The organism is Alkalicoccus halolimnae, from assembly GCF_008014775.2.
GTDB lineage: Bacteria > Bacillota > Bacilli > Bacillales > Salisediminibacteriaceae > Alkalicoccus > Alkalicoccus halolimnae.
This window is the reverse complement of record NZ_CP144914.1, coordinates 3,399,518-3,422,539: the sequence shown is the minus strand read 5'-3', so window position 1 is coordinate 3,422,539 and position 23,022 is coordinate 3,399,518. Positions and strand designations below refer to the sequence as shown.

20 protein-coding genes are annotated in these 23,022 nt (G+C 48.4%); 19 read left to right on the top strand and 1 reads right to left on the bottom strand.

Annotation, left to right across the window (positions count from 1 at the left end):
* Positions 1–16: 16 nt before the first annotated feature.
* The 4 genes from FTX54_RS15610 to FTX54_RS15595 all read left to right on the top strand — a co-directional run bounded on the left by FTX54_RS15610 (position 17) and on the right by FTX54_RS15595 (position 3,255).
* Entirely contained in the window at positions 17–1,069 is a 1,053-nt protein-coding gene (locus FTX54_RS15610; RefSeq protein WP_147802734.1) for an L-threonylcarbamoyladenylate synthase, read from the top strand.
* A 475-nt stretch (positions 1,070–1,544) separates the two neighbouring features.
* Complete coding sequence (locus FTX54_RS15605) at positions 1,545–2,204, top strand: low molecular weight protein arginine phosphatase (RefSeq protein ID WP_147802735.1); 660 nt, start codon at positions 1,545–1,547, stop codon at positions 2,202–2,204.
* Between the two features lie 41 nt (positions 2,205–2,245).
* The gene (rpiB, locus tag FTX54_RS15600) at positions 2,246–2,689 is read left to right on the top strand and encodes a ribose 5-phosphate isomerase B (protein WP_147802736.1); all 444 of its coding nucleotides are present in this window, start codon (positions 2,246–2,248) and stop codon (positions 2,687–2,689) included.
* A gap of 23 nt (positions 2,690–2,712) precedes the next feature.
* Entirely contained in the window at positions 2,713–3,255 is a 543-nt protein-coding gene (locus tag FTX54_RS15595; protein WP_147802737.1) for a TIGR01440 family protein, read from the top strand.
* 338 nt (positions 3,256–3,593) lie between these two features.
* Here FTX54_RS15595 and FTX54_RS15590 read toward each other — a convergent pair whose 3' ends face one another.
* Positions 3,594–4,451, bottom strand: a complete 858-nt coding sequence (locus FTX54_RS15590) for a MurR/RpiR family transcriptional regulator (protein WP_147802738.1) — start codon at positions 4,449–4,451, stop codon at positions 3,594–3,596.
* A gap of 546 nt (positions 4,452–4,997) precedes the next feature.
* Between FTX54_RS15590 and gnd the strand changes: the two genes are divergently transcribed.
* The 15 genes from gnd (at position 4,998) to FTX54_RS15515 (ending at position 22,736) form a co-directional block, all read left to right on the top strand.
* Positions 4,998–5,894: a phosphogluconate dehydrogenase (NAD(+)-dependent, decarboxylating) gene (gnd, locus tag FTX54_RS15585; protein ID WP_147802739.1), complete on the top strand. Its 897-nt coding sequence runs from the start codon at positions 4,998–5,000 to the stop codon at positions 5,892–5,894.
* Positions 5,895–5,928: 34 nt separating this feature from the next.
* Entirely contained in the window at positions 5,929–7,089 is a 1,161-nt protein-coding gene (locus FTX54_RS15580) for a TRAP transporter substrate-binding protein (protein WP_147802740.1), read from the top strand.
* Between the two features lie 136 nt (positions 7,090–7,225).
* Positions 7,226–7,795 (top strand): TRAP transporter small permease, encoded by a 570-nt coding sequence (locus tag FTX54_RS15575; RefSeq protein WP_147802741.1) that lies wholly within the window; start codon positions 7,226–7,228, stop codon positions 7,793–7,795.
* Positions 7,796–7,813: 18 nt separating this feature from the next.
* Positions 7,814–9,088 carry a TRAP transporter large permease gene (locus FTX54_RS15570; RefSeq protein ID WP_147802742.1) on the top strand — a complete coding sequence of 425 codons (1,275 nt, stop codon included), beginning with the start codon at positions 7,814–7,816 and terminating at the stop codon, positions 9,086–9,088.
* Between the two features lie 78 nt (positions 9,089–9,166).
* Positions 9,167–9,427: an HPr family phosphocarrier protein gene (locus FTX54_RS15565; protein ID WP_147802743.1), complete on the top strand. Its 261-nt coding sequence runs from the start codon at positions 9,167–9,169 to the stop codon at positions 9,425–9,427.
* A 188-nt stretch (positions 9,428–9,615) separates the two neighbouring features.
* Positions 9,616–10,716 (top strand): molybdopterin-dependent oxidoreductase, encoded by a 1,101-nt coding sequence (locus FTX54_RS15560; protein WP_147802744.1) that lies wholly within the window; start codon positions 9,616–9,618, stop codon positions 10,714–10,716.
* Positions 10,694–11,413 (top strand): hypothetical protein, encoded by a 720-nt coding sequence (locus tag FTX54_RS15555; protein WP_187254460.1) that lies wholly within the window; start codon positions 10,694–10,696, stop codon positions 11,411–11,413. The genes FTX54_RS15560 and FTX54_RS15555 overlap by 23 nt, the downstream gene beginning before the upstream one ends.
* Before the next feature lie 182 nt (positions 11,414–11,595).
* Entirely contained in the window at positions 11,596–12,780 is a 1,185-nt protein-coding gene (locus FTX54_RS15550) for an acetyl-CoA C-acetyltransferase (protein WP_147802746.1), read from the top strand.
* A gap of 137 nt (positions 12,781–12,917) precedes the next feature.
* The gene (locus FTX54_RS15545; RefSeq protein ID WP_147802747.1) at positions 12,918–14,954 is read left to right on the top strand and encodes a sigma 54-interacting transcriptional regulator; all 2,037 of its coding nucleotides are present in this window, start codon (positions 12,918–12,920) and stop codon (positions 14,952–14,954) included.
* A 996-nt stretch (positions 14,955–15,950) separates the two neighbouring features.
* The gene (locus FTX54_RS15540; RefSeq protein ID WP_147802749.1) at positions 15,951–17,522 is read left to right on the top strand and encodes an acyl CoA:acetate/3-ketoacid CoA transferase; all 1,572 of its coding nucleotides are present in this window, start codon (positions 15,951–15,953) and stop codon (positions 17,520–17,522) included.
* A gap of 27 nt (positions 17,523–17,549) precedes the next feature.
* On the top strand, positions 17,550–18,839 hold the full coding sequence (locus FTX54_RS15535) for a GntP family permease (protein WP_147802750.1): 1,290 nt from the start codon (positions 17,550–17,552) through the stop codon (positions 18,837–18,839).
* A 235-nt stretch (positions 18,840–19,074) separates the two neighbouring features.
* Positions 19,075–19,815 (top strand): 3-oxoacyl-[acyl-carrier-protein] reductase, encoded by a 741-nt coding sequence (fabG, locus tag FTX54_RS15530; RefSeq protein ID WP_147802751.1) that lies wholly within the window; start codon positions 19,075–19,077, stop codon positions 19,813–19,815.
* 283 nt (positions 19,816–20,098) lie between these two features.
* Complete coding sequence (locus tag FTX54_RS15525) at positions 20,099–21,052, top strand: LytTR family transcriptional regulator DNA-binding domain-containing protein (RefSeq protein WP_147802752.1); 954 nt, start codon at positions 20,099–20,101, stop codon at positions 21,050–21,052.
* 122 nt (positions 21,053–21,174) lie between these two features.
* A complete protein-coding gene (locus FTX54_RS15520) occupies positions 21,175–22,029 on the top strand; it encodes an ABC transporter ATP-binding protein (protein WP_147802753.1) in 855 nt (284 codons plus the stop codon).
* Complete coding sequence (locus FTX54_RS15515; RefSeq protein WP_147802754.1) at positions 22,026–22,736, top strand: ABC transporter permease; 711 nt, start codon at positions 22,026–22,028, stop codon at positions 22,734–22,736. Before FTX54_RS15520 ends, FTX54_RS15515 begins: the two co-directional genes overlap by 4 nt.
* Positions 22,737–23,022 lie beyond the last annotated feature (286 nt).

The window sequence follows — 23,022 nt, the reverse complement described above, 5'->3', positions numbered from 1 at the left end:
AGGATGGGGATAAATAATGGCTTATCAACATACAGTCCACTGGGTTGTGGATAAACATGTAGATAACTTGTGGAAGAGCCCGGAAATTAAAGAAGCAGCCGCAAAAATCGCAGCCGGAGAGCTCGTAGCCTTTCCAACCGAAACTGTCTACGGACTGGGCGCCAGCGCGCGTTTTGACGAAGCGGTCAAAGCTATTTTTCAAGCGAAAGGCAGACCTGCCGACAATCCGCTGATTGTCCACATAGCAAAGACAGAAGATGTGAATAACTATACAAACTTTGTTCCGGATAAGGCATGGAAACTGATTCATTCGTTCTGGCCGGGTCCGCTGACCATCATTCTGCGTCATAACAGCACGTTATCCACAAGTGTGACTGCGGGGCTGGATACGGTAGCGCTGCGCATGCCTGATCATCCGGTAGCGCTCGCCCTGATTGCTGCGAGCGGAGAACCACTCGCAGCCCCGAGTGCCAACCGGTCGGGACGCCCCAGCCCAACCACCGCAGCGCACGTAGCAGAAGACCTCGACGGCAGAATCGCAGGCATTCTGAACGGCGGTGCCACCGGTGTCGGTCTCGAATCGACCGTGATTGACTGTTCTGCGGAAGAACCGGTCATCCTCCGTCCCGGCGGCGTGACGAGGCGGCAGATTGAAGAAATCATCGGTCCCGTCGCATTGGACGAAGCACTTACGGAAGAAACGACAGCCCCCCGTTCACCAGGAATGAAATATCAGCACTACGCTCCGGAAGCTCCGCTGACCCTTGTCGACGGAGACGATTCGTTTTTCCACATGTGTATAACTGAACACCGGAAGGCAGGGGAACGAGTTGGTGTGATTATTCAGGCAGCAGACGTCGGGCTTACGAAAGCAGATGTCGAATATGTGCTTCCAGGAAAGACGGAGGAAGAGATTGCCCGGGAGCTCTACGGGGCGCTGCGGACATTCAAAAAAACCGAAGTCGATCATATTTTCATGCGGGTGCTTCCAGCGGAAAATATCGGCTTTGCCATCATGAACCGGCTCGTAAAAGCCGCCGGAGGACGCATCCGCTCACAGCATTCGTGAGCAGGCGTCCTTTTTTAGTTCTTCTAACTTTCGTTGTAATTGTTATACAGGATACTTCGCTGCAGCCATGCCGTGAATTTCCGGCCACCTTCTTTCACAGGCGTCCGCCGCAGGGGAAATGGTGTGACTCCCTGAGACCCATTCCGCCGGAAAAGCGTCCGTCTGAAGTGGAAATTATCTTAAGGCGCCTTATGAAATTGGTTAAATTGGTTCAAGAAGATAACGCGTGCAGTACCCGGTGTAACAAAGAGGGCAGACAGTAGAAAAGTTTATAAATAGTAAGTGCAGCATAGGTATCCACAGGGGACTCTCTGGCTGCAAAGACGGACGAAAGATATCTATCCACAGACAGCCGCCATCTATCCGTAGTAATCCCGCCCGATTTTCGCCACAATGTGATAAACTAGAAGTAGGATTTACCTCCCTCCTTAAAGGGAACAAGGTGGATAAAGTCTGAGTAAAGGAAGTGAGACATATGGATAAAGTGCTGTTTATCTGCACCGGCAATACGTGCCGCAGCCCAATGGCAGAAGCTATTTTTCATGAAAAACGCACGAGTGAAAGGCTGGTAGCCAAATCAGCAGGAGTACAAGCTTCCCCTGGGATGCCGATGTCCGAAGGGGCACGACAGGCAATTGCCAGACACGGACTTATGGAAAGCCACCAGTCTGAACCGGTGACAGAAGATATGCTGCAGTGGTCCGATCTTATTTTAACGATGACAGAAGCACATAAACAGACGGTCATTGAAAAGTTTCCGGACCGTGCTGCGCAAGTTCATACATTAAAAGAATATGTTCTCGACGATGAGACGAACCTGCGGAAAATCGAAGAATTGAAAAGCCACCGGGCCCAGATGGAAATTAAAAAAGCGAAATTTATTGTGGAAAAGCAGGAACAGATGGAAAAAGCCGTGGAACTGAACCGGGAAGAACTTGAGAAGGAACTGCTCGGAGAAATCGAACCGCACCAGCGGGCAGTCGAACGCATTGAGTGGGATCTTCCATCCATGGATATACGGGATCCGTTCGGCGGTGACGAATCCATTTACGAAGCTACCTATCAGGAAATGGAAGAGGCGATTATCCGCCTCATCCGCAAAATCAATCCGAATCCCGAGCGTCATGACGCTTAAATGAACCCCTGGAAAAAATAATTAAAGGAGAGCTGATTAAGATGAAAATAGTTATAGGTTCCGACCATGCCGGATATGCCCTGAAAAAAGAAATAGAGCCTGTTATTAAAGAGCTTGGCCATGAAGTGATTGATGTCGGCAATGAGTCTGCAGACTCTGTCGACTATGCAGACTACGGCATTCCTGCTGCGGAAATGGTAGCGCGCGGGGAAGCTGACCGCGGCGTTATTATCTGCGGCACGGGGATCGGTATGTCGATCTCCGCAAACAAAGTAAAAGGTATCCGCTGTGCTCTCGTGCATGATCTCTTTACAGCGAAAGTTACAAGAGAGCATAACGATACAAACGTCCTCGCCATGGGCGAACGCGTTGTTGGGCCGGGTGTGGCTCAGGAAATCGTGAAAACGTGGCTTTCCACTGATTTTGAAGGCGGCCGTCATCAGCGGCGCGTCGAAAAAATTATCAGCTACGAAAACCGCAGCTGATTAAAGAAAGGAGAGTGCGCACAATGGTAAAGCAGCTCACACAGGACTTGAACCGCGCACTGAAAGAACTGCAGGAAAAGGCCGATTTGCAGCCGGGAGATCTATTTATTATCGGTACGAGCACGAGCGAAGTCGTCGGCCGTCATATCGGTAAAGCCGGCACGACGGAAGTAGCGGAAGTGCTCTGGAAATCGTTTGAAGACTTTCGCAGCGAGACAGGCGTCCACCTTGCCTTTCAGTGCTGTGAACACCTGAACCGCTCCGTGCTCGTGGAAAAGGAAACCGCACAAGCTTACGGACTGGAAGAAGTTAAAGCTGTTCCCGTTCCGGAAGCGGGAGGATCGATGGCATCTTATGCCTATTCAAAAATGAAGCGTCCTTTTTTAACCGAAGAAGTTCAGGCTCACGCCGGAATTGATATTGGGGACACGTTCATCGGCATGCACCTTCGGAAAGTAGCCGTTCCGGTGCGTACCTCGATCAAGCAGATCGGCGACGCTCATACAACTTTTGCACGCACCCGTCCGAAACTGATCGGCGGCCCGCGGGCTAAATATTCATCATAAACCAGACCCCTGCCGGAAACGGAAGGGGTCTTTTAAGACAGGTAATAAGAAAATTTGAGCATGCCACGGTGATTAACGCCGTGGTATTTTTAATTTATAGAGGCCGGCATTTTCAAACGTGTTTTTGTATTATCATGAGTAATGGGAAATATTTAAGCAATTAAAAAATGCAGGTAGGTGATCGCTTATCTCACCGGGTTCAAAACATGAGCCCGGGAGAAGGCTGAAGCTTCCGCTGTCAACGTTCCACATGCAGTAAAAATCACGGAGTTCGCAATGGTACATCCGGCATCCGCGCTTAAAAAAGACCACGCTGACTTCACAACGCCTCTTCATTTCTACATCCGTTTTTGGGAAATCGCCCGTCGCATCTCTGTAAGCGAATGCTGCATTAATTCTTTTCTTCCAATACTGACGTTTACATAAAGTGCATCAATAATACTCAGCTGAGCAAGACGGGAGGCCAGAGCTTCAGAACGGTACTCCGTTTCCGAGGAGACCGTATACAACGGCACATCGACCCGCTCACTTAACGGCGATTTGGCGAGTGTGGTAATTCCAATCGTATTCACCCCGTGCGCCTTTGCAACTTCCTGAGCCTCGAGAATATCCCGGTTGGCTCCCGAGTGTGAAATTAATACAACAACATCTTCAGAGGTCAGCTGAGAAGCAGACATTACCTGAAAGTGCGAATCACTGTAGGCAATGGTCGGAATCCCAGTACGGATAAACTTATGATGGGCATCCATGGCAATGACACCGGAACCTCCGTTGCCGTAGAATTCAATCCTTCTAGCAGATAAAAGCAGCTGGACAGCCTGCTGAAACGCATCCGCATCAAGCACCTCGAGCGTATCTTCCAGTGTGCGGATGTTCGATTTAAACACTTTTTCTGCCACTTCTTTTTCTGAGTCCCCTTCGAGAATGGTTTCGTGGATATCTTTCATGCCGGTCACAATTTCAGAAGCAAGAGCAATTTTCATTGCCTGATATCCTTTAAAGCCGATCCGCTTACAGAATCGGAAAACGGTGGCATCGGCTACTTCCAGATTTTCGGCCACCTGGCTGATGGTGGAATGGACGATTTCCTCGGGGTGCTCCAGTATATAATCAGCTATTTTTTTCTCTTTTGTACGAAAGCTGTGGTAAGATGCGCGGATCCGGTGCAGACAGTGTCCAGTTTCTGTTGGAGACATGTCCCATTCCTCCTTTATTTTTAGAATGCCTTGAAAATAAAATATTGAAGGCTTTTTTCGATCATCATGGTGCAGATAGATTGCATGGAGGTCTCTTTTAAAGGTGAAGGCTGTACACGAACGTGAAGAAACAAGCTGTATAAGACAAAAAATCTGAATATACCCACTGAGCCGTTACCCCGTATATCCTCTCCTTCCTTCTTTTAAAGAGGAGGAAGAGACTGCAATCAAGAACCAGAGAACGCATTAAGAGCCAGGTTAATTGTTGATGTAAGGGGGACGACGACTTCAGCTATGTTCCACGGCAGCACGGTTACAGCGAAGTTTCCGATAATAATCAACAACGAATGTTTTAAAATTGCTTGTTTTTAAATGTAGGTGCCTTTCGTTTCATTCGTGCGGGAAAGGTGGCTATCTCCATTATACCCGTAAACGATAAATAAAAAAATATTTTTTATTTAATAAAGGGTTGTAAAAGAAATTTTTTATCATATAATAGGTTAATAACGAAAATAAATTTCAATTATAAAAAAAGGGGGGGACGGAATGAAACTTGGCATGATCGGCCTTGGAAAAATGGGTTACAATCTTACATTAAATCTGTTGGATAATCAGCATGAAGTTGCAGCGTCGGATGTGAACCACGATACAGTCAAACGGATTGCAGAGGAGGGCGCAGAACCTGCGTATTCCCTGAAGGAACTGGTTAATCAGCTGGAAGCACCGCGTACAATTTGGCTGATGGTGCCAGCAGGAGAGATTACGGAATCGGTACTCGACGAATTAACGCCGCTTCTGCAGTCAGGCGATGTCGTGATCGATGGAGGGAATTCCAATTATAAAGATTCCTTGAGAAGAGCAGAAAAATTAGAGCAGCAGCAGATTCATTTCGTAGATGCAGGAACGAGTGGAGGCGTCGAAGGTGCACGTCACGGAGCGTGTATGATGGTCGGGGGACCGGATGATGTCATAGCCCGTATCGAGTCAATTTTTGAAGATACGACGGTGGAGAATGGCTATCTGCACACAGGAAGAACCGGAAGCGGGCATTTCCTGAAAATGATTCATAATGGCATTGAGTACGGCATGATGCAGGCGATCGCAGAAGGATTTGACATTCTGGAAAAAAGTCCATTCGATTATGATTACGAAAAAGTATCCAATGTGTTCAACCATGGCTCTGTCATCCGCTCCTGGCTGATGGAACTGACAGAAAATGCATTCAAAAAAGATGCAAAGCTCGACAACGTCCGGGGTATTATGAATTCCTCCGGAGAGGGAAAATGGACCGTAGAGACAGCACTGGATCTGGAAACACCAGCACCGGTCATTGCGTTATCTTTAATGATGCGCCACCGCTCACTTGAAGATGATACGTTTACCGGCAAGGTCGTCGCAGCACTGCGAAATGAGTTTGGTGGACACGACATCGTACGAAAATAAATTTCATACTTAAATAAAAAGGGGAGAAATACACATGAAAAAGAGTCTTTATTTGACAGCTGCACTGGCAGCAACGACCTTCCTTGCTGCTTGCGGCGGGGGAGACAATGGAGGAAATGAAGAAGGACAGGCTAATAATGAAAGCGGTACCAATAACGCGGAAAACACATCGGAAGAAAATAATACTTCAAATGAAGAAGCGGATAATGCAGGCGACGAGGCGAATGCGGATAACGGTGGAGGCGGAGAGTATGCACAGGAAGATGCTACCCACACAATCCGCGGCGGGATCGGCCTGAACAGCGACCACCCTCAGTATCAGGGACTGCTTGAGTTTAAAGAAATTGTCGAGTCGGAAACAGATGGCGACATCTTTGTAGAAACGTATCACAGCGGGCAGCTGGGCGATGACCGTACCATGATGGAAGCACTCCAGCTTGGTTCACAGGAAGTAACGATTCCTTCCACCGCACCGATCGCCAACTTTGTAAATGAATTCTCTGTATTTGACTTCCCGTTCCTGTTCCCGGACAGTGAAACAGCAGACGAAGTTCTTGATGGAGAAGTCGGTCAGGAGCTTCTGGATATGCTTGAGGACCAGAACCTGATTGGTCTTGCATACTGGGAGAATGGGTTCCGTGATCTGACAAACAGTGAACGTGAAGTAGCTTCGATGGAAGATTTTGATGGTCTGACAATCCGTACGATGGAAAATGATCTTCACTTGGATGCTTTCCGTGAGCTGGGAGCAAATCCGACACCGATGGCCTTTACGGAGCTGTTTACAGCTCTGCAGCAGGGTACAGTAGACGGACAGGAAAATCCTTATGCAACGATTTATCTGGAAGGGTTTTATGAAGTACAGGACTACGTGTCCAATACACACCACATTTACAGCCCGTTCGTCTTCATGGTGAGCCAGCAGTTCTATGACGGCTTGTCGGAAGATTACCAGCAGATCGTTTCGGATGCTGCAGTAGAAGCAGGCGAATTCCAGCGTGAAGCCAACCGTGAAGCAAACGATGAGTATCTGGAAGAGCTTCAGAACGAAGGCATGACGTTTACAGAGATCTCTGACGAAGCCCGTCAGGAAATGCAGGATACTGTACAGCCGGTTATTGATGAATATTCTGGAGAAATTGGACAGGATCTTGTAGACCGCGTATACGAAGCAATCGAAGAAGCTCAGCAGTAAAAAGAACATGAACATTAAACTGTAAATGGAGGATGTCCCGGTATCAGGGACATCTCTTCTTCCAAAGAGGCTGTCTATGGGCACTTTTAAGTGAGAGCCTTTCTGGAAGAAGAGTGTTAAAAAAGGGGGAAGGAACATGAAGGTCGTTCACTGGCTCGATGATCATTTTGAAGAAACACTGCTGATTGCGTTCTCGATGATTATGGTTGTAGTAATTACCCTCCAGGTATTTATGCGTCATGTCATGGGGGCATCGCTGTCCTGGTCTGAGGAACTGGCAAGGTACTGTTTTATCTGGCTCGTGTATGTCGGGATCAGCTATGGAGTGAAAAAGCAGCGTCATATCAAGGTGGATGTTGTTTTAGTGCTGTTAAAAGAACGCGGAAAAATTATTCTTAACCTGATTGCAAATGTTCTTTTTCTCGGATTTGCGATTTTCATCATTATCTATGGTGCCCGGATCACTGGTCAGCTGATGGGATTCGGTCAGACCTCGCCTGCTCTTAGTCTGCCGATGTGGATTGTGTACGCTGCAACGCCGGTTGGGATGGCTCTTACGTCCTTCCGTATCATTCAGCAGATGATTAGACAGATCCGTGCGCTCCGCGGCGGAGGAGATTTTAAAGTTAAATCGGAACAGGACGCCATACTCGAAAAAGAAGCAGATCAGCCGAACGTTCCCGATCCGGAACGCGGCCGGTCATAGGAAGGGAGGTCTGCTGCGATGACTACTGCTGTATTATTTATCAGTTTTGCTGTGTTCATGCTGCTTAGTGTACCAATCGGAATTGCCCTTGGACTTGCCACGCTTGTCACTATTGTCTATTCTGGTGCCGTGCCGCTCGAGTTCCTCGGGCAGGGAATGATCACTTCGGTAGATTCCTTTCCGCTCATGGCCGTGCCATTTTTCATATTGGCCGGGGAGATCATGAGCAAAGGCGGGGTTTCTGACCGCCTGTTTAACGTCGCAAATAAAATCGTCGGTAACCGTACCGGCGGGTTTGCAATTGCAACGATCGTCACCTGTATGTTCTTCGCTGCGGTATCCGGTTCCGCACCGGCTACAGTTGCTGCGATAGGCGGTATCATGATTCCTGCCATGGTCCGGATGGGTTATGACAAGCGCTTTGCAACAGCAACAGTTGCTGCTGCCGGTGCGCTCGGGGTAATCATCCCTCCGAGTATCCCGATGGTTATATACGGGGTCGTAGGCACAGGAGCTAATATCGGAGATGTCTTTATTGCCGGTATTATTCCAGGGATTCTCGTCGCCTTCGGGCTGATGGTGTACGCATACTTATATTCAAGGAAAAAAGGATACAGCGGAAGCGGAGAGCCGTTCTCCTTTAAAGAGCTTGGAAAGGCAGTCTGGGACGCAAAATGGGCTCTGATGGTGCCATTTATCATTCTGGGCGGTATTTACGGCGGTATTTTCACTCCGACGGAAGCGTCCGTGGTTGCAGTAGTATTCGGTTTATTTGCAGGAATTTTTCTTTACAAAGAGCTCAAAATAAAAAACCTGCCGAAAGTGTTCGGAGACGCGGCGCTAACAACATCCACAGTGTTAATAATTGTCGGTACAGCAACTGCTTTCGGACGGCTGCTGACTGTAGAGCAGATTCCAAATCAGGTGGCAGAAGCCATACTCAGCATTTCAGAAAACCGCATTGTTATTATTCTTCTGATTACACTGCTCCTGCTTCTGGTCGGCTGTTTTATGGATACGCTGGCAGCAATTATCATTCTGACACCGATTTTATTACCAATTGCCGTTAACCTTGGATACGATCCGGTTCATTTCGGCATTATTATGATCGTGAACCTTGCGATCGGATTTATCACACCACCTCTCGGAGTAAATCTATTTGTGGCTTCCGGTATTTCCGGATTATCAATCGAAGCTATTGCCAGAGCGGTTCTGCCATACTTTGTTGCTATGCTGATCACGCTGCTGGTCATCGTCTTTATCCCGCAGATCTCCATGATATTTATTCAGTAGCATAGTAGTAATACCAGCAGGACAGGAAGTCCCCTTTCTTCCTCTCCTGCTGATTTTTTATTAAGAGGAGCTGATTTAATGAAACGGGTATCAAAAGAAGTAACGGTGAATATCCGGGAAGAGCAGACGATCACTGAACTGAGCGCCGGTCTTCAGCCGTATCAGGCAGACGTATACATTGAAAAAATGTCGCGTGGCAGCCACATGAAAGTCAACGTTAAAAGTTTTTTGGGTCTCGTTACCATTCATCTGGAAAATGGAGATTCAATCACGATATCAGCTGAAGGTGAGGATGCTGAAGAAGCACTCGAAATGACAGCCCGGTTCTTTGAAGTCTAGCAGTGTAATTAAAAACGTTGGGCAGCGCAGAAGACGAACTGAACAACATCGTCTGCGTCTTTCTATAGAACAAACTGCTGAACATCTTCCGGGAGGGCGATTCGTTTCCCGGGAGTATTTCTTCTGCTAAAATGAAAACGGATACAAAGAACAAAGTGGTATTATTATAAAGAAAGGGGCGGTGACTTTTGATCCGGCTGACAACGATGCACCATCTTCACGCTGTTTTGTTTGTACTGCTGCTCATATCCGGTATATCTCTGTATCTGGCACCGCTCCGCACCTGGTTTAATGAACTGCAGTTCCCGCTCGTTGCATTTCATCTTCTCGTTTCGCTTCTGTATTTGCTTCTCGTGCTGATTCAGCTTCGGCGGCTGTTTGTATATATCAGACGGAAAACCCCAAAAAAGAAATTCAACCTCCTGCTTAATCTTACAGCGTTTTTCCTTTGGAGTGTGACAGGTGCTGTCATGTATTTTCAATCCCAGCTGCCATCTTCATTGACAAATCCAGCCGTCTGGATTCATGGAATGCTCACGTTTCTTTTTTTCCCTTGGACACTGTTTCACAGCGTGACACACGCTTTTCATATTCGTGTGCCATGGCCCATATGGTGGCGCAGTAAAAAAGAGCCCCCGGAATATGTGAAGGAAAACATCCCTGGTCGGCGTGATTTTATCAAATTTACCGGCCTCGGTATCATATTTCTTTTTGCCGGCGGTCTGATTAAATGGGTGCAGCCGATACTGACAGCGGCCGGAGATGAAACCCGGATGCGGGGATATTTCCGGATATATAACGTTACGAGCAATTATCCCCGCTACGAAGACCGGGAGTGGGAATTAACCATCGATGGTCTGGTGAATAATCCCGTTACGATCGGCCGCCAGGAACTGATGGCACTCCCGGAGATTGCTGTAATAACGGATTTTCATTGCGTAACAGGGTGGAGCGTACGAAACGTAGAAATGAGAGGCGTTTTAATCCGTGATGTTTTAGATAACTGGAATATCATGCCGCATGGTGGAAGTGTGACAGCATATTCCGGAGATCAGATGTATTATGACACATTTACAGCAGACCAGCTGATAGCGGAGGATGCGATGCTCGTATTTACACTGAATGATGATGAGCTTGTAAATGCACAGGGGTATCCTTGCAGGCTGTTTCATCCGGATATGTATGGTTACAAATCGGTGAAATGGCTCGAACGTCTGGAATTTACTGAAGAACGAAGACGTGGGTATTGGCAGGTGAATGGCGATTATGATCTTAACGGCTATCTTTAGAGGATGGAGGCCCGCTAAACGCTGGATTATTCCGGTGATTGCAGCAGTAGTCGGACTAGCTGCCGGCTGGCTGCTGTTTCCGACTCAACAGGATTATCACTATCAGGAACTTCGTTCGCTTATTGACGAGATGGAACAGACAAAGTTTGACGTGGAAGCGACATACGAAATGGACGGAGAAACAGCACTTCAGGCAGCGGGCTCTTATAGTCCGGGGCGGAGTATTTATGATATCTCCACGCCTGTTTCGGATGACACCACATTTGATTTCACTATTTATTTGGAAGAAGAGACCTTCTACGCGGAAAGCGGGGGGAGCTGGAGCAGAGGAGAACGGCCGCATCCGATCACCGCTGAGATGAGCCCGCTGGATGATCCATTTTCCTGGATGAAAACAATTCTCCCTGAAGCAGACGAGCTTAGTAAACAAGGCAGCACAATTACACTTTTCTACAATGATCTGGATGACGTGGATTTTCAAGGTTATACTCTTCAGGAGCAGGAAGAAACAACACTGGTCGTTGACACCTCCGGGGAAGAGATGACCGTCACTTTTACAGTCAACCCGGTCCGGCCGGAAGATGTACCGATATTAAACCGCTACCCTGAAAACATGATCTATAGTATTCGTTTTACCCCGCGGGAGAGGGAACTGGAGAAAATCCCTGAAGAAGCGGAAGATGGGGAAGTCCTGTAAAACCAATGACCATTTATTTTCATCCAGGCTTATCTACTTTATTTTCAAGGCAGCCATTTTAAAAAGTTGGAACCGATCCTGAGCATGAAAACTGTAAGGATAACTTAACACAATCATGCTATAATAAACTGGCATCTTTATTGCATAGTAAAAGAGAGAAATCAATAAAGGAGGAATTATATATGAGAAAAGCAGTTATCGTCAGCGCCGCCCGCACACCGGTCGGCAGTTTTGGAGGAACACTCGCCTCCCAGTCCGCAGTGGACCTTGGTGCCATCGCAGCAAAAGAGGCAATTAAACGTGCCGGAATTAACGCGGATCAAATTGAAGACGTTTACATCGGAAATATCCTCTCCGCAGGCCTGGGTCAGAACGTGGCGCGCCAGGTCTCCGTTCAGGCAGGGATTCCACATACAACTCCGGCCACAGCCATTAATAAACTCTGCGGATCAGGCTTAAGAACTGTCAGTATGGCAGCACAGTTTATTGCTCTAGGTGATGCCGACGTTATTCTGGCAGGCGGAACGGAAAGCATGAGCAACGCCGCCTACGTCATGCCGAATGCCCGCTGGGGACAGCGTATGGGTGACGGAAAGCTTGTCGACACGATGCTGACCGACGGCCTGATGGACGCTTTCAACCCTATTCATATGGGGAATACAGCTGAAAACATCGCAAGCCGCTGGAACATCAGCCGCGAAGACCAGGATGCGTTCGCCCTGCAGAGCCAGCAGCGTGCCGAAGCAGCTCAGAAGGAAGGGCGGTTCACAGAAGAGATTGTTCCAGTGGAAATTCCACAGCGGAAAAAAGAACCGGTTATCGTTTCAGAAGATGAATATCCTAAGCATGGCATGACGATGGAAAAACTTGCGAAACTGCGTCCGGCTTTTCAGAAAGAAGGCGGTACCGTGACAGCCGGAAATGCTTCAGGAATTAATGACGGCGCAGCGATGCTCGTCGTTATGTCAGAAGAAAAAGCGAACGAACTTGGACTGACGCCGATTGCTGAAATCAGTGCGTACGGAAACGCCGCGCTCGATCCGGATATTATGGGATACGGTCCGGTACCGGCTACGAAACAGGCGCTCGACCGTGCCGGATGGAGCGTGAATGATCTCGATCTGATTGAAGCAAACGAAGCTTTTGCAGCCCAGTCTCTTTCCGTTACGAAAGATCTTCAGCTCGATACGAATAAAGTTAACGTCAATGGAGGAGCCATTGCGATCGGACATCCTATCGGGGCGTCCGGAGCACGTGTTCTGACAACCCTCCTTTACGAAATGAAGCGGCGCGATGTGAAAAAAGGTCTCGCTACGCTCTGTATCGGAGGCGGCCAGGGGACAGCACTCCTCGTCAATCGTCCTTAATAAACATTCCGGACGGTATCCCCCGCCAACGATAATATTTTGAAAATATTCTGCACCTGCGCTCGATCAGAAGCGGCCTGTACGGGCCTTTTGATCGGGCGCGTGTGATATAACGAAGGAGCGAAAGGAGCATCCAGATGTTTGACCGTGTCCCGGCAGAAGAAGTTATGCGCAGACCGCGGATGACACTTCAGGAAGCTGAAAGCATTCAGGAAGCAGCCGCCAAAATGTACCATATGCAGGATGATGCTGCCCCGGTTTTAAATGAAAACGAAGAAGTGACGGGCTACGTCTCCACCGATTCCCTGATGACAGCGATGATGAAAGGGCTGCCACCCGAAACGGTCGTCGCCGATATGATGGAGCGGTTCCCGCGTATGCTGAAAGCAGAAGACACTCCGTCCATCTACTGGAAATGGGAGCCTCCCTGCCTCCCGGTAATCGACGCCGATAAAAAACTGCAGGGCATCGTCTATGCAGTGGACTGGCTTGAAAAAACGGAAGTTGTCGTAAATGAAACGGAAGCGTTGTTTAAAGCGGTGTCTGCCTGCGACAGCGAAGTGATGGTGATTGCCGACAAATCCGGTCGGGTGAAATGGAAGACAGACAGCCGTTTGTTTCCCGCTGACCTTTCACAACTCGAAGATCTCTCCTTTTATAACGAGATTACCGAACTGCTGCATGATTCAGGAAACAACAGCCGTCTTGATGTCGACGGCAGACCTTTCCGGCTGCGGGTGGACCGTTTAACGGTGAAAGGCAGAGCCTATACGGCCGTGCGCCTGCTTCCCGCTGAACAGACGTCGGTTCCCGCGGACGGAGAAGGCTGGAAAGAGCGGGCGGAACAGATGGAAATGGTCATTGAGCTTTCGCACGACGGAATTATTATGGTCGACCGCGGAGGCGTTATAACGATGGTTAACAAAGAATACGCGGATTTCATCGGCCTTTCCCAGGACGAGCTCGTCGGGAAACATGTAACGGAAGTGATTGAGAATACCCGGATGCACATCGTAGCGGAAACAGGGAAGCCGGAAATTGCGGACATCCAGAAAATCAAAGGGGACTACATGGTAGCGAACCGTCTGCCGATTTACAGGGAAGGAAAGCTTGAAGGAGCGGTAGGAAAAGTCCTCTTTAAAAATCTCGGCGGCTTCAAAGCGCTTAAACATAGAATAGAAAACCTTGAGAAAGAGCTTGCTACCTACCGGGGGGAGTGGCAGGAAACGAACCGCGCCAAATATCAGTTTGAACAGCTGATCGGCAGAAGCCGGACGTGGGAAAAGACGAAGCACCTGGCGCGGCAGGCGGCGGAGACCGACTCGAACGTGCTCCTGCAGGGAGAGAGCGGTACAGGGAAAGAGCTGTTTGCGCACGCCATTCATAACGCCGGTGTGCGTTCGCCGGGACCGTTCGTCAAAGTTAACTGCGCAGCGATCCCCCGGGATTTAATTGAGTCCGAATTGTTCGGCTACGTGGAAGGCTCGTTTACCGGAGCGAAACGGGGAGGTAAAAAAGGGAAATTCGAAGCCGCAGAAGGAGGGACGATTTTTCTTGATGAAATAGGCGAACTGCCGATCCACATGCAGGTGAAGCTGCTGCGGGTGCTGCAGGAAAGAGAAATCGAACGCATAGGAGCGACGGGAGCGAAGCCGGTAAACATCCGCGTGATTGCCGCTACAAACAGAGATCTGGAACAGATGATTGAAGACGGTGATTTCCGCCTCGATCTCTACTATCGTCTCAACGTCTTCACGATCCTAATCCCGCCGCTTCACTCGAGAAAAGAAGACATCGACGTCCTTCTTCCGTATTTTCTTAGAAAAGTGGCAGGGCGGCTTGGCAAACCAGTACCATCGGTGGATCCGGAAGCGATGCCATACTTTCACAGCTACAGCTGGCCGGGGAATACCAGGGAGCTTGAAAATGTGATCGAACGAACGGTTAACGTCCTGAAAAACGGCAGAAGCATCTCTTCTTCGGATCTTCCTCCAAAACTGTTCCGAAAAAAAAACGTGAAAGAGCCGCGGGTGTTATCGGAAACGTTGTTCGAAGCAGAACAGAAAGCGGTAAACGAAGCGCTCCTCTACACGAACGGAAACAAATCAAAGGCAGCGAAGCTTCTCGGTATCAGCCGCACAGCGCTGTACGAAAAAATCGCTAAGCCCCATTAGTTCCGTATTGGCCGCTGAAAAAACCGTTTGAAATACCGGACACCTGCTTAAAAGCTGTATGGAGCCGGCCTTCTGTAAATAGAAGCGGGTACGCATGCTAAAGAAGCCATTGATCCATATCCGTCTTTTTGGAGCGGACGAAGGCAATTTCTCCGGGAAAAAGCGAAATCAGAAGGTTTTTTGGGGGAGCTGAGCTTTGACAGGAATAGCTGAAGAAAAGCCCCGCAGAAATCTTTCGCTGATGAGCGAGGTAAAAGATGGGCATAACTTTTAATAAAAAGAACAGAAAGCGATCCAGAAATTTATATGCATATCGAAATCCCGGGGAAATTCTCCGGGATTTTATTAATGAGGAGGCTGCCTTGAAAATAAAGTATTGAATCGATGAACGTGCGCTTTCGTTTCCTTGGGGACGCTTTCCGGGCGGGCCGGCCTCAGCTAATCCCTTCCTCCCTGCGGTCGGGCGGGATGGATCTTCGGCTCGTCCTTGATCGCCCCGGAGCCGACCCATGTCCTCTTCAGCTTACGATAAAAAGACAGAGCAGGATCTGCAATCTAATAAAGAAAATGAATAAAGAAGATACCAAGGTAATTACCAGTGCCAAGGCGATTTTTCAAGACGCCTGCGGAAAAAGAAAGCGGGAAGATCCTCCCGGACGACAGGGAGGGAGAGCTGAGGGCTTTCTCCGCGGCAAGCGAAGAAAAAAGAGCCGCAGGCAATCCAAAAACAACACGGAGCTTTAACAGAGTCAATGTTAAAGAAAAAGTGTCTCGTTTGGTTTACACATGAATCGTGAAATCTGAATGTTGTTAATCAAAACGAACATAAAGGAAATAAGTGTCTGAGATGTGTCCTGTAAAATGTACATTTAATGTGTAAGCGTTTTCTTTAAAAAGAGAAAAAAGCCCGTCATTTCAGCAAGGATGTTTTCAATAAAGTTGGCATGCATTTTGCAAATATAAAGAAGCAGCACTGAAAGCTGAAGGAGGACCAATATGAATAAAGTTATGACAGCTCAAGAAGCAGTAAGCAAAATTGAAAGCGGTCACATGGTCGCGACCGGAGGATTCGTCGGTACGGGCCATCCGGAAGAATTAACAAAAGCATTGGAAGAAAGATATTTAAAAGAAGGCATTCCAAACAATATTTCTCTCATTTATGCCGCCGGGCAGGGAGACGGAAAAGAGAAAGGGTTGAACCACCTCGGTCATGAAGGGCTCGTTGGCCGCGTCGTCGGAGGACACTGGGGACTTGCCCCGAAATTGTCAAAGCTGGCGATCGAAGAAAAAATAGAAGCTTACAATCTGCCGCAGGGAGTCATCACCCACCTTTTCCGCGATATTGCTTCCGGAAAACCGGGGACGCTTTCCCACGTAGGGCTTCGAACGTTCGTAGATCCGCGTAAGGACGGCGGAAAAATTAACAGTGTGACAAAAGAAGAACTGGTGGAACTGACGGAAATCGGCGGAAGAGAATATTTATTTTATAAGACGTTTCCGATCAATGTCGCTGTGATCCGCGCAACGTATGCAGATGAATTCGGGAATGCAACGATGGAAAAAGAAGCAGGCAGCCTGGAAGTGCTTGCTATTGCCCAGGCAGCAAAGAACAGCGGGGGCGTTGTACTTCTGCAGGTGGAGAAAGTAGTGGAAAAAGGAACGCTTGATCCACGGATGGTGAAAGTTCCCGGTATCCTCGTGGATGCCGTCGTGGAATCAAAGCAGGAAAATCATATGCAGACGTTCGCAGAGCAGTACAATCCCGCTTACTCCGGAGAAGTGAAAATGTCGCTCGACAAACTTCCGCCTCTTCCGTTAAATGAAAGAAAAATCATTGCGAGGCGTTCGGCGATGGAATTGATTCCAAACGCGATTACCAATCTCGGTATCGGCGTGCCGGAAGGGGTGGCGGCGGTAGCCAGTGAAGAAGGAGTCCTCAACCAGATGCGTCTGACGGTGGAATCCGGCCCGATCGGCGGTCTGCCGGCTGGAGGATTGAGTTTTGGCGCTTCCACGAATCCGGACGCGATAATTGATCAGCCTTACCAGTTCGATTTTTACGATGGAGGCGGTCTCGACCTTGCCTTTCTTGGCCTCGCCCAGCTCGACGAAGAAGGAAACGTCAACGTGAGTAAATTTGGTACGAAAGTAACCGGAGCAGGAGGATTCATTAATATTTCCCAGAATGCCCAGAAAGTTGTCTTCTGCGGCTCCTTTACGGCAGGTGGTCTGAAAGTGGAAGTGAGCGGAGGGAAGCTGCATATTCTGCAGGAAGGAAAGTTTAAAAAGTTCGTTTCCAAAGTAGAACAGACGACGTTCAGCGGCACGTATGCAGCCGAACTTGGACGCCCGATTATGTATGTTACAGAGAGAGCTGTCTTTGAACTTGGGCCCGAGGGACTGATTTTAACAGAAACGGCTCCGGGAATTGATCTGGAAAAAGACATTCTTGCCCATATGGATTTTAAACCGGTAATCTCGAAAGAACTGAAAACGATGGATCTGAGAATTTTTGAAGAAGAAAGAATGGGACTCGACAGTGAAAATGGCAGCGCCGTTTTCAACTAAAAGCAGTACAGAAGGGAGTAAACCAACATGCTAGGAATATTTTTAGGACTCGTATTAATAATGGGGCTTGCCTACCTCGGCTGGTCGATCATCTGGGTAGCACCGATCGCCGCTGGTGTCGTCGCCTTAACCGGCGGGCTGGACCTGCTTGATGCCTATACGAATACGTATATGGACGGCTTTGTAGGATTTGCCCGGGACTGGTTTCCGGTATTTATGCTCGGGGCTATCTTCGGTAAACTGATGGAGGATACAGGGATGGCAAAGGCCGTCGCCCAGGCTTTAACAAGTGTTATCGGCACGAAACGGGCGATTCTCGGAGTGATCGTTTCCGCCGCCGTACTAACCTATGGAGGTGTCAGTCTGTTCGTCGTTGTTTTTGCGGTCTATCCACTGGCACTGACAATGTTCCGCGACGCCGATATTCCGCGCCGTCTTATTCCACCGACGGTCGCTCTCGGTGCCTTTACGTTTACAATGACTGCTATTCCGGGTACGCCGCAGATTCAAAACCTTATCCCGCGCGGTTACTATGAAACGGATGCCATGGCGGCCCCAATTATGGGTATTTCCGCAGCCATCGTTATGGCGGTGGGAGGCTATCTCTATCTTCGCTGGAGAGAAGGAAAGCTCCGTGCAGCCGGCGAAGTGTACACAGAGCCGAGAGATAAAAAGGTTGTCAGTGACGATATGGGAGATAAAATTCCCAACTTTCTTCTTTCCCTCGTACCTCTGGCGCTGGTCGTTATAACGCTTAACCTGTTCGGCTGGGATATTGTCGTAGCGCTCCTTACTGGTATTGCAGCGATTATGCTGTTTAACATACAGAAATTCCGAGGGTTCTCTCAGGCAATCAACGGAGGAGCGAGCGGATCGGTTATCGCCATTGTCAACACGAGTGCCGCGGTCGGTTTCGGGGCCGTTGTACAGGCGGTTCCAGGTTTCGACCGGCTTACCCAGCTCGTTCTGAGCGTTCCCGGAAACCCGCTGATTTCACAGGCCGTAGCGATCAATGTGCTCGCCGGTGCTACAGGTTCCGCTTCCGGCGGGATGACCATTGCACTCGAAGCGCTCGGATCACGCTACTATGAAATTGCTTTGGAAACGGGCATTTCACCGGAAGCTTTCCACCGAATCGCATCGATTGCTTCCGGGGGGCTCGATGTGCTCCCGCATAACGGAGCCGTGCTGACACTGCTTGCGATCACAGGCATGACCCACCGCGATTCCTACAAGGACATTTTCGTAGTCGGAGCTCTTATTCCGGTATTATCTGCCGGTGTAGCCATACTCGTCTACGCCATTGGACTGCTGTAAAAGAAAGAAATCGGCTGCGCTTTCTTTGGCGCAGCCCCCATTCACAGCAGCGTCATAACGCATTGTGACAGAGGTTCAGTCATCTTGAAAAATCGCCTCAGCTCTAATTTCTACTTTCGTTGAAACTTCCTGCACGGCAGGTCAATTGGAGCGGAGTTTCCTGTACTACTCAATACAGCATGTTTAACAGCGTTTAAGTTTTTAAAACCAACATTCAAAAAGGAGAGAACCAATAATGAGACTTGAAGGAAAAACAGCAATTGTCACCGGAGCAGGCAGAGGAATAGGAAAAGAAACAGCACTGACATTCGCACGTGAAGGAGCGGCAGTAGCGGTTGCCGATATTAACGAGGAAGATATTAACGAAGTTTCGCAGGAAATAGAAAACAACGGCGGGCGGGCCATTGCCCAGACGGTTGACGTAACCGACCGGGAATCGGTCCGCACGCTCGTCGATAAAGCGAAGGAAACGTTCGGCCGGGTCGATATCGTCGTAAACAATGCAGGCATTACGGCAGACGCTCAGCTGTTGAAAATGGAAGAAGACCAGTGGGACCGCGTCATCGACGTCAATTTAAAAGGAGTTTTCAACGTCTCCCAGGCTGCGGCAAAAGTAATGAAGGAACAGGAATCCGGCGTCATTTTAAATGCTTCTTCTGTCGTCGGCACCTATGGCAACTTCGGCCAGACAAACTACGCGGCGACAAAATGGGGCGTGAATGGCATGACAAAAACGTGGGCGAAAGAACTCGGACGCTTCAACATCCGCGTCAATGCCGTCGCACCCGGCTTCGTTTATACACCGATGACGGAAAAAATGCCCGAAAAAGTGCTGACGATGATGAAAGAAAAAGCCGTGCTGAAAGACCTCGCAAGCGTCGAGGATATCGCCAATGCCTACCTCTTCCTTGCTTCAAAGGAAGCGCGCTTTATTACAGGAGAAATTCTCGCAGTAGACGGCGGAGTAGTCATCTAGTCCTCCGCAGATCACCGCCTGGAAAGCTTCATTTTGAATAATGCAGGCACGAAAGATAAAAAGCGCTGCGGCTCTTCTTTTACAGGAAGAGACGTGCAGCGCTTTTTTTCAATGCCGGAAGTTAAAACTTTCGTGAGAAGGACAAAGATCCATTTACAGAACGCTGCCGGATTTGGAGCCCAATAAAAAACAGGTTCCGCACATAAAAGGAAGAATGTTCCTCCGCGTTTGATTGTTGTATGATGAAATCAGCAGCGATTCAGAACGTGGAGGTTTTTTAATCATGCTCTTTTTCCAACAGATTGAAAAGTATAAAAATAATACGCCTGTGCTGCCTCTCTGCAGCTTTTATGTGCTTCCTTCGGAAATGGTCGCCCTGCACGCGGGTATGGACGCCCAGAAGCAGCTTCTTTCTTATCTGACAGGAGAAGAAACGACAAGTCCAGGCGCTGTCTATTTGAACAAACATCAGCTGACGAGCGGGAGCCCGCTCCCGGAAATCGGCTTTTTCTTTTTGGACTTCGGCCACTACGAACGTCTGACGATAAAAGAATGCCTCGTCTTCTGGAAACGGCTTTACCAGAGCAGCCTCTCCGTTGAAGCTGCTGCAGGCCTTCTGCATCTGAACACAAAACAGAAAACGAGGATCAAGGATCTGACTTACTCGGAACAGAAGCGGGTCCAGTGCTGCCTGATCCTTTTTCAAAATCCCGCTGCCATCGTACTGGAAGAGTGGGATCAGAATCTGGACATTGAATCAAAGAAAATTATTCTTGCGCTGCTTATGAAATGGAAAAAAGAAAACAAAGTACTGCTCATGCTGACGAGCAACATGGAAACCGCCCTTACAGCTTCTGATCTCGTTTTCCGCATTACCGAAACAACGGTTAATACAGTGAATATGGAGGACTCCGCGGATGGGGAAAGTGCTGCGGAGGGGAATGCTTTTGTATTTACGAAAATTCCAGCTAAAGTCAACGACAAAATGATTTTATTTGACCCGCCGGAAATTGATTATATTGAAAGCCAGGACGGAAAGGTGCTGCTTTTTATTAATAATGAATCTTTTCCGTGCGGCTTTACGCTGAATGAGCTGGAAAGCAAGCTGCAGACGTACGGGTTTTTCCGCTGCCACCGCTCTTATATTGTTAATCTTCAAAAAGTCCGGGAAGTCATCACCTGGACGATGCAGGAAAGCAGATTGTGCCGCTTTCCAAAAATAAAATGGAACAGTTAAGGGAGATGATCGGGCTGAAATAACTCCATTCAGCACCCGGACGTCTCCATTCACCGTATTAATAATGAAAAACATTCTCTCCGCCTATACGATGAAGGCAGATCTTAAAGGAGGAGAGAGAAATGGAAAATATTATTTCAGTCCACGAGCTCACGAAAAGTTTCGATGGGAATAAATCATTGGACGGGATGAGCTTTGACGTGAAAAAAGGAGAAATTTTCGGGTTTTTAGGTCCGAGCGGGGCCGGCAAAACAACGACGATAAAGATTCTTACCGGGCAGATTCTGCCGACGTCCGGGGAAGTCTCTGTGATGGGGAAAGGCCCGAAACAGCTGAACCATACTTCCCACTTGAAGCATATCGGCGTTATGACGGACAGCAGCGGCCTGTATGACCGCCTGTCCATATACGAAAATCTCAAGCTTTATACGTCGTTATACGATGTGCCTCAACCGAAAGAAAAAATTGAAGAAGTGCTGTCATTGGTTGATTTAAACGAGGAGCTTAGAAAGCCGGTTTCAAAGCTTTCCAAAGGAATGACCCAGCGTGTCATTCTCGCACGGGCGCTGCTGCACGAACCTGAACTGTTGTTTCTTGATGAACCTACTGCCTCGCTCGATCCTGCCAGTCAGCGGTGGATTCACGAAGGGTTGAGACAGTTAAATCAACGAGGTACGACTATCTTCCTGACCACTCATGATATGGAGGAAGCAGAAACACTCTGTAACCGGGTAGCTTTTCTTCATGACGGAGCCGTAAAGGAAATGGAACAGCCCCGCAGTCTGCGGCGGAAATACTCAGATAACACGTTTACGATACAGCTCGATGACGGGAAAACATATGTTATTAACCAGGGGAAGTCCGGGGCAGGAAGAGCTGCTTCTCTGCTTGAAACAGACCGCGTTACCGCCGTCTATTCAAACGAGCCGACACTCGGAGATATTTTTGTCGACATCACAGGGAGGGAATTAATATGACTTTCTCGTTAGCCAGAGTACATGCGCTGTTTATGAAGGATTTAAAAGATTTATCGAAAAACATGTTCGTACTTTCGACTGTAGTGATGCCTTTCCTGTTTGCCTTTTTGTTCGGAAGAGGAGAAGACGTCCCCGTGCAAGTATACTTTCTGGTTATTAACCTTACCTTCACTTCGATTGCTGTCTTTGTACAGGCCGCTCTGCTTTCAGAAGAAAAAGAAAAGAATACGCTGCGTGGATTAATGATGTCTCCTGCTTCCACGTCAGAAATTCTTATCGGGAAAAGCCTTGTTTCTGCGCTGATTACGATTGTTACGATGCTGATTTGTATCCGGATTGTAGGATACGAGCCGGTTAATCCGGTAATCGTCTATTCTGCTCTCGGGCTGGGTTTAATTTTCTTTCTCGCTTTCGGTACCCTGCTCGGCCTTGTCACAAGATCCCTCATTGAAACATCCGTCGTCATTGTGCCGGTAATATTATTGTTCGGGATGGGGAACACGTTCACTGAATTTTTCAGCGGATACGAATTTCTCTACGTGCTGGATTATCTCCCGAATTTCCAGATGGAGCTGCTCGCAGTGGAAGCCGCCGCTGGAGGCGGATGGCAGGAAGCGGGGAGCAGCATGCTCATTCTCACAGGCTGGATTTTCGCTGCCGTCACAGCTGTCGTTCTCGTTTATCGAAAGCAGCAGCACTCGGCATAAATAAACAACCAGCCAAATTCGTTTCATACTATTATAAAGTCAGGTGATGGAAGCGGAAAACGGCGGTTCCGGCGGGGCTGGAAATGAGTCCCTCGGAAAGCATTCCCCACATTTGGAAAGGCCTTTCTTATCACGACTTCGTGAAATTGATTCAGGCAGGCACAAGAAAGATTCTTTGAAGTGAACATTCGGACGATGAAACATCATAAACATTCGTTTTTCATGTGAGTAAAACCGTAAATATACGTGGAAAACCGGAAAAATATCAGAAAATGCGAAATGGTAA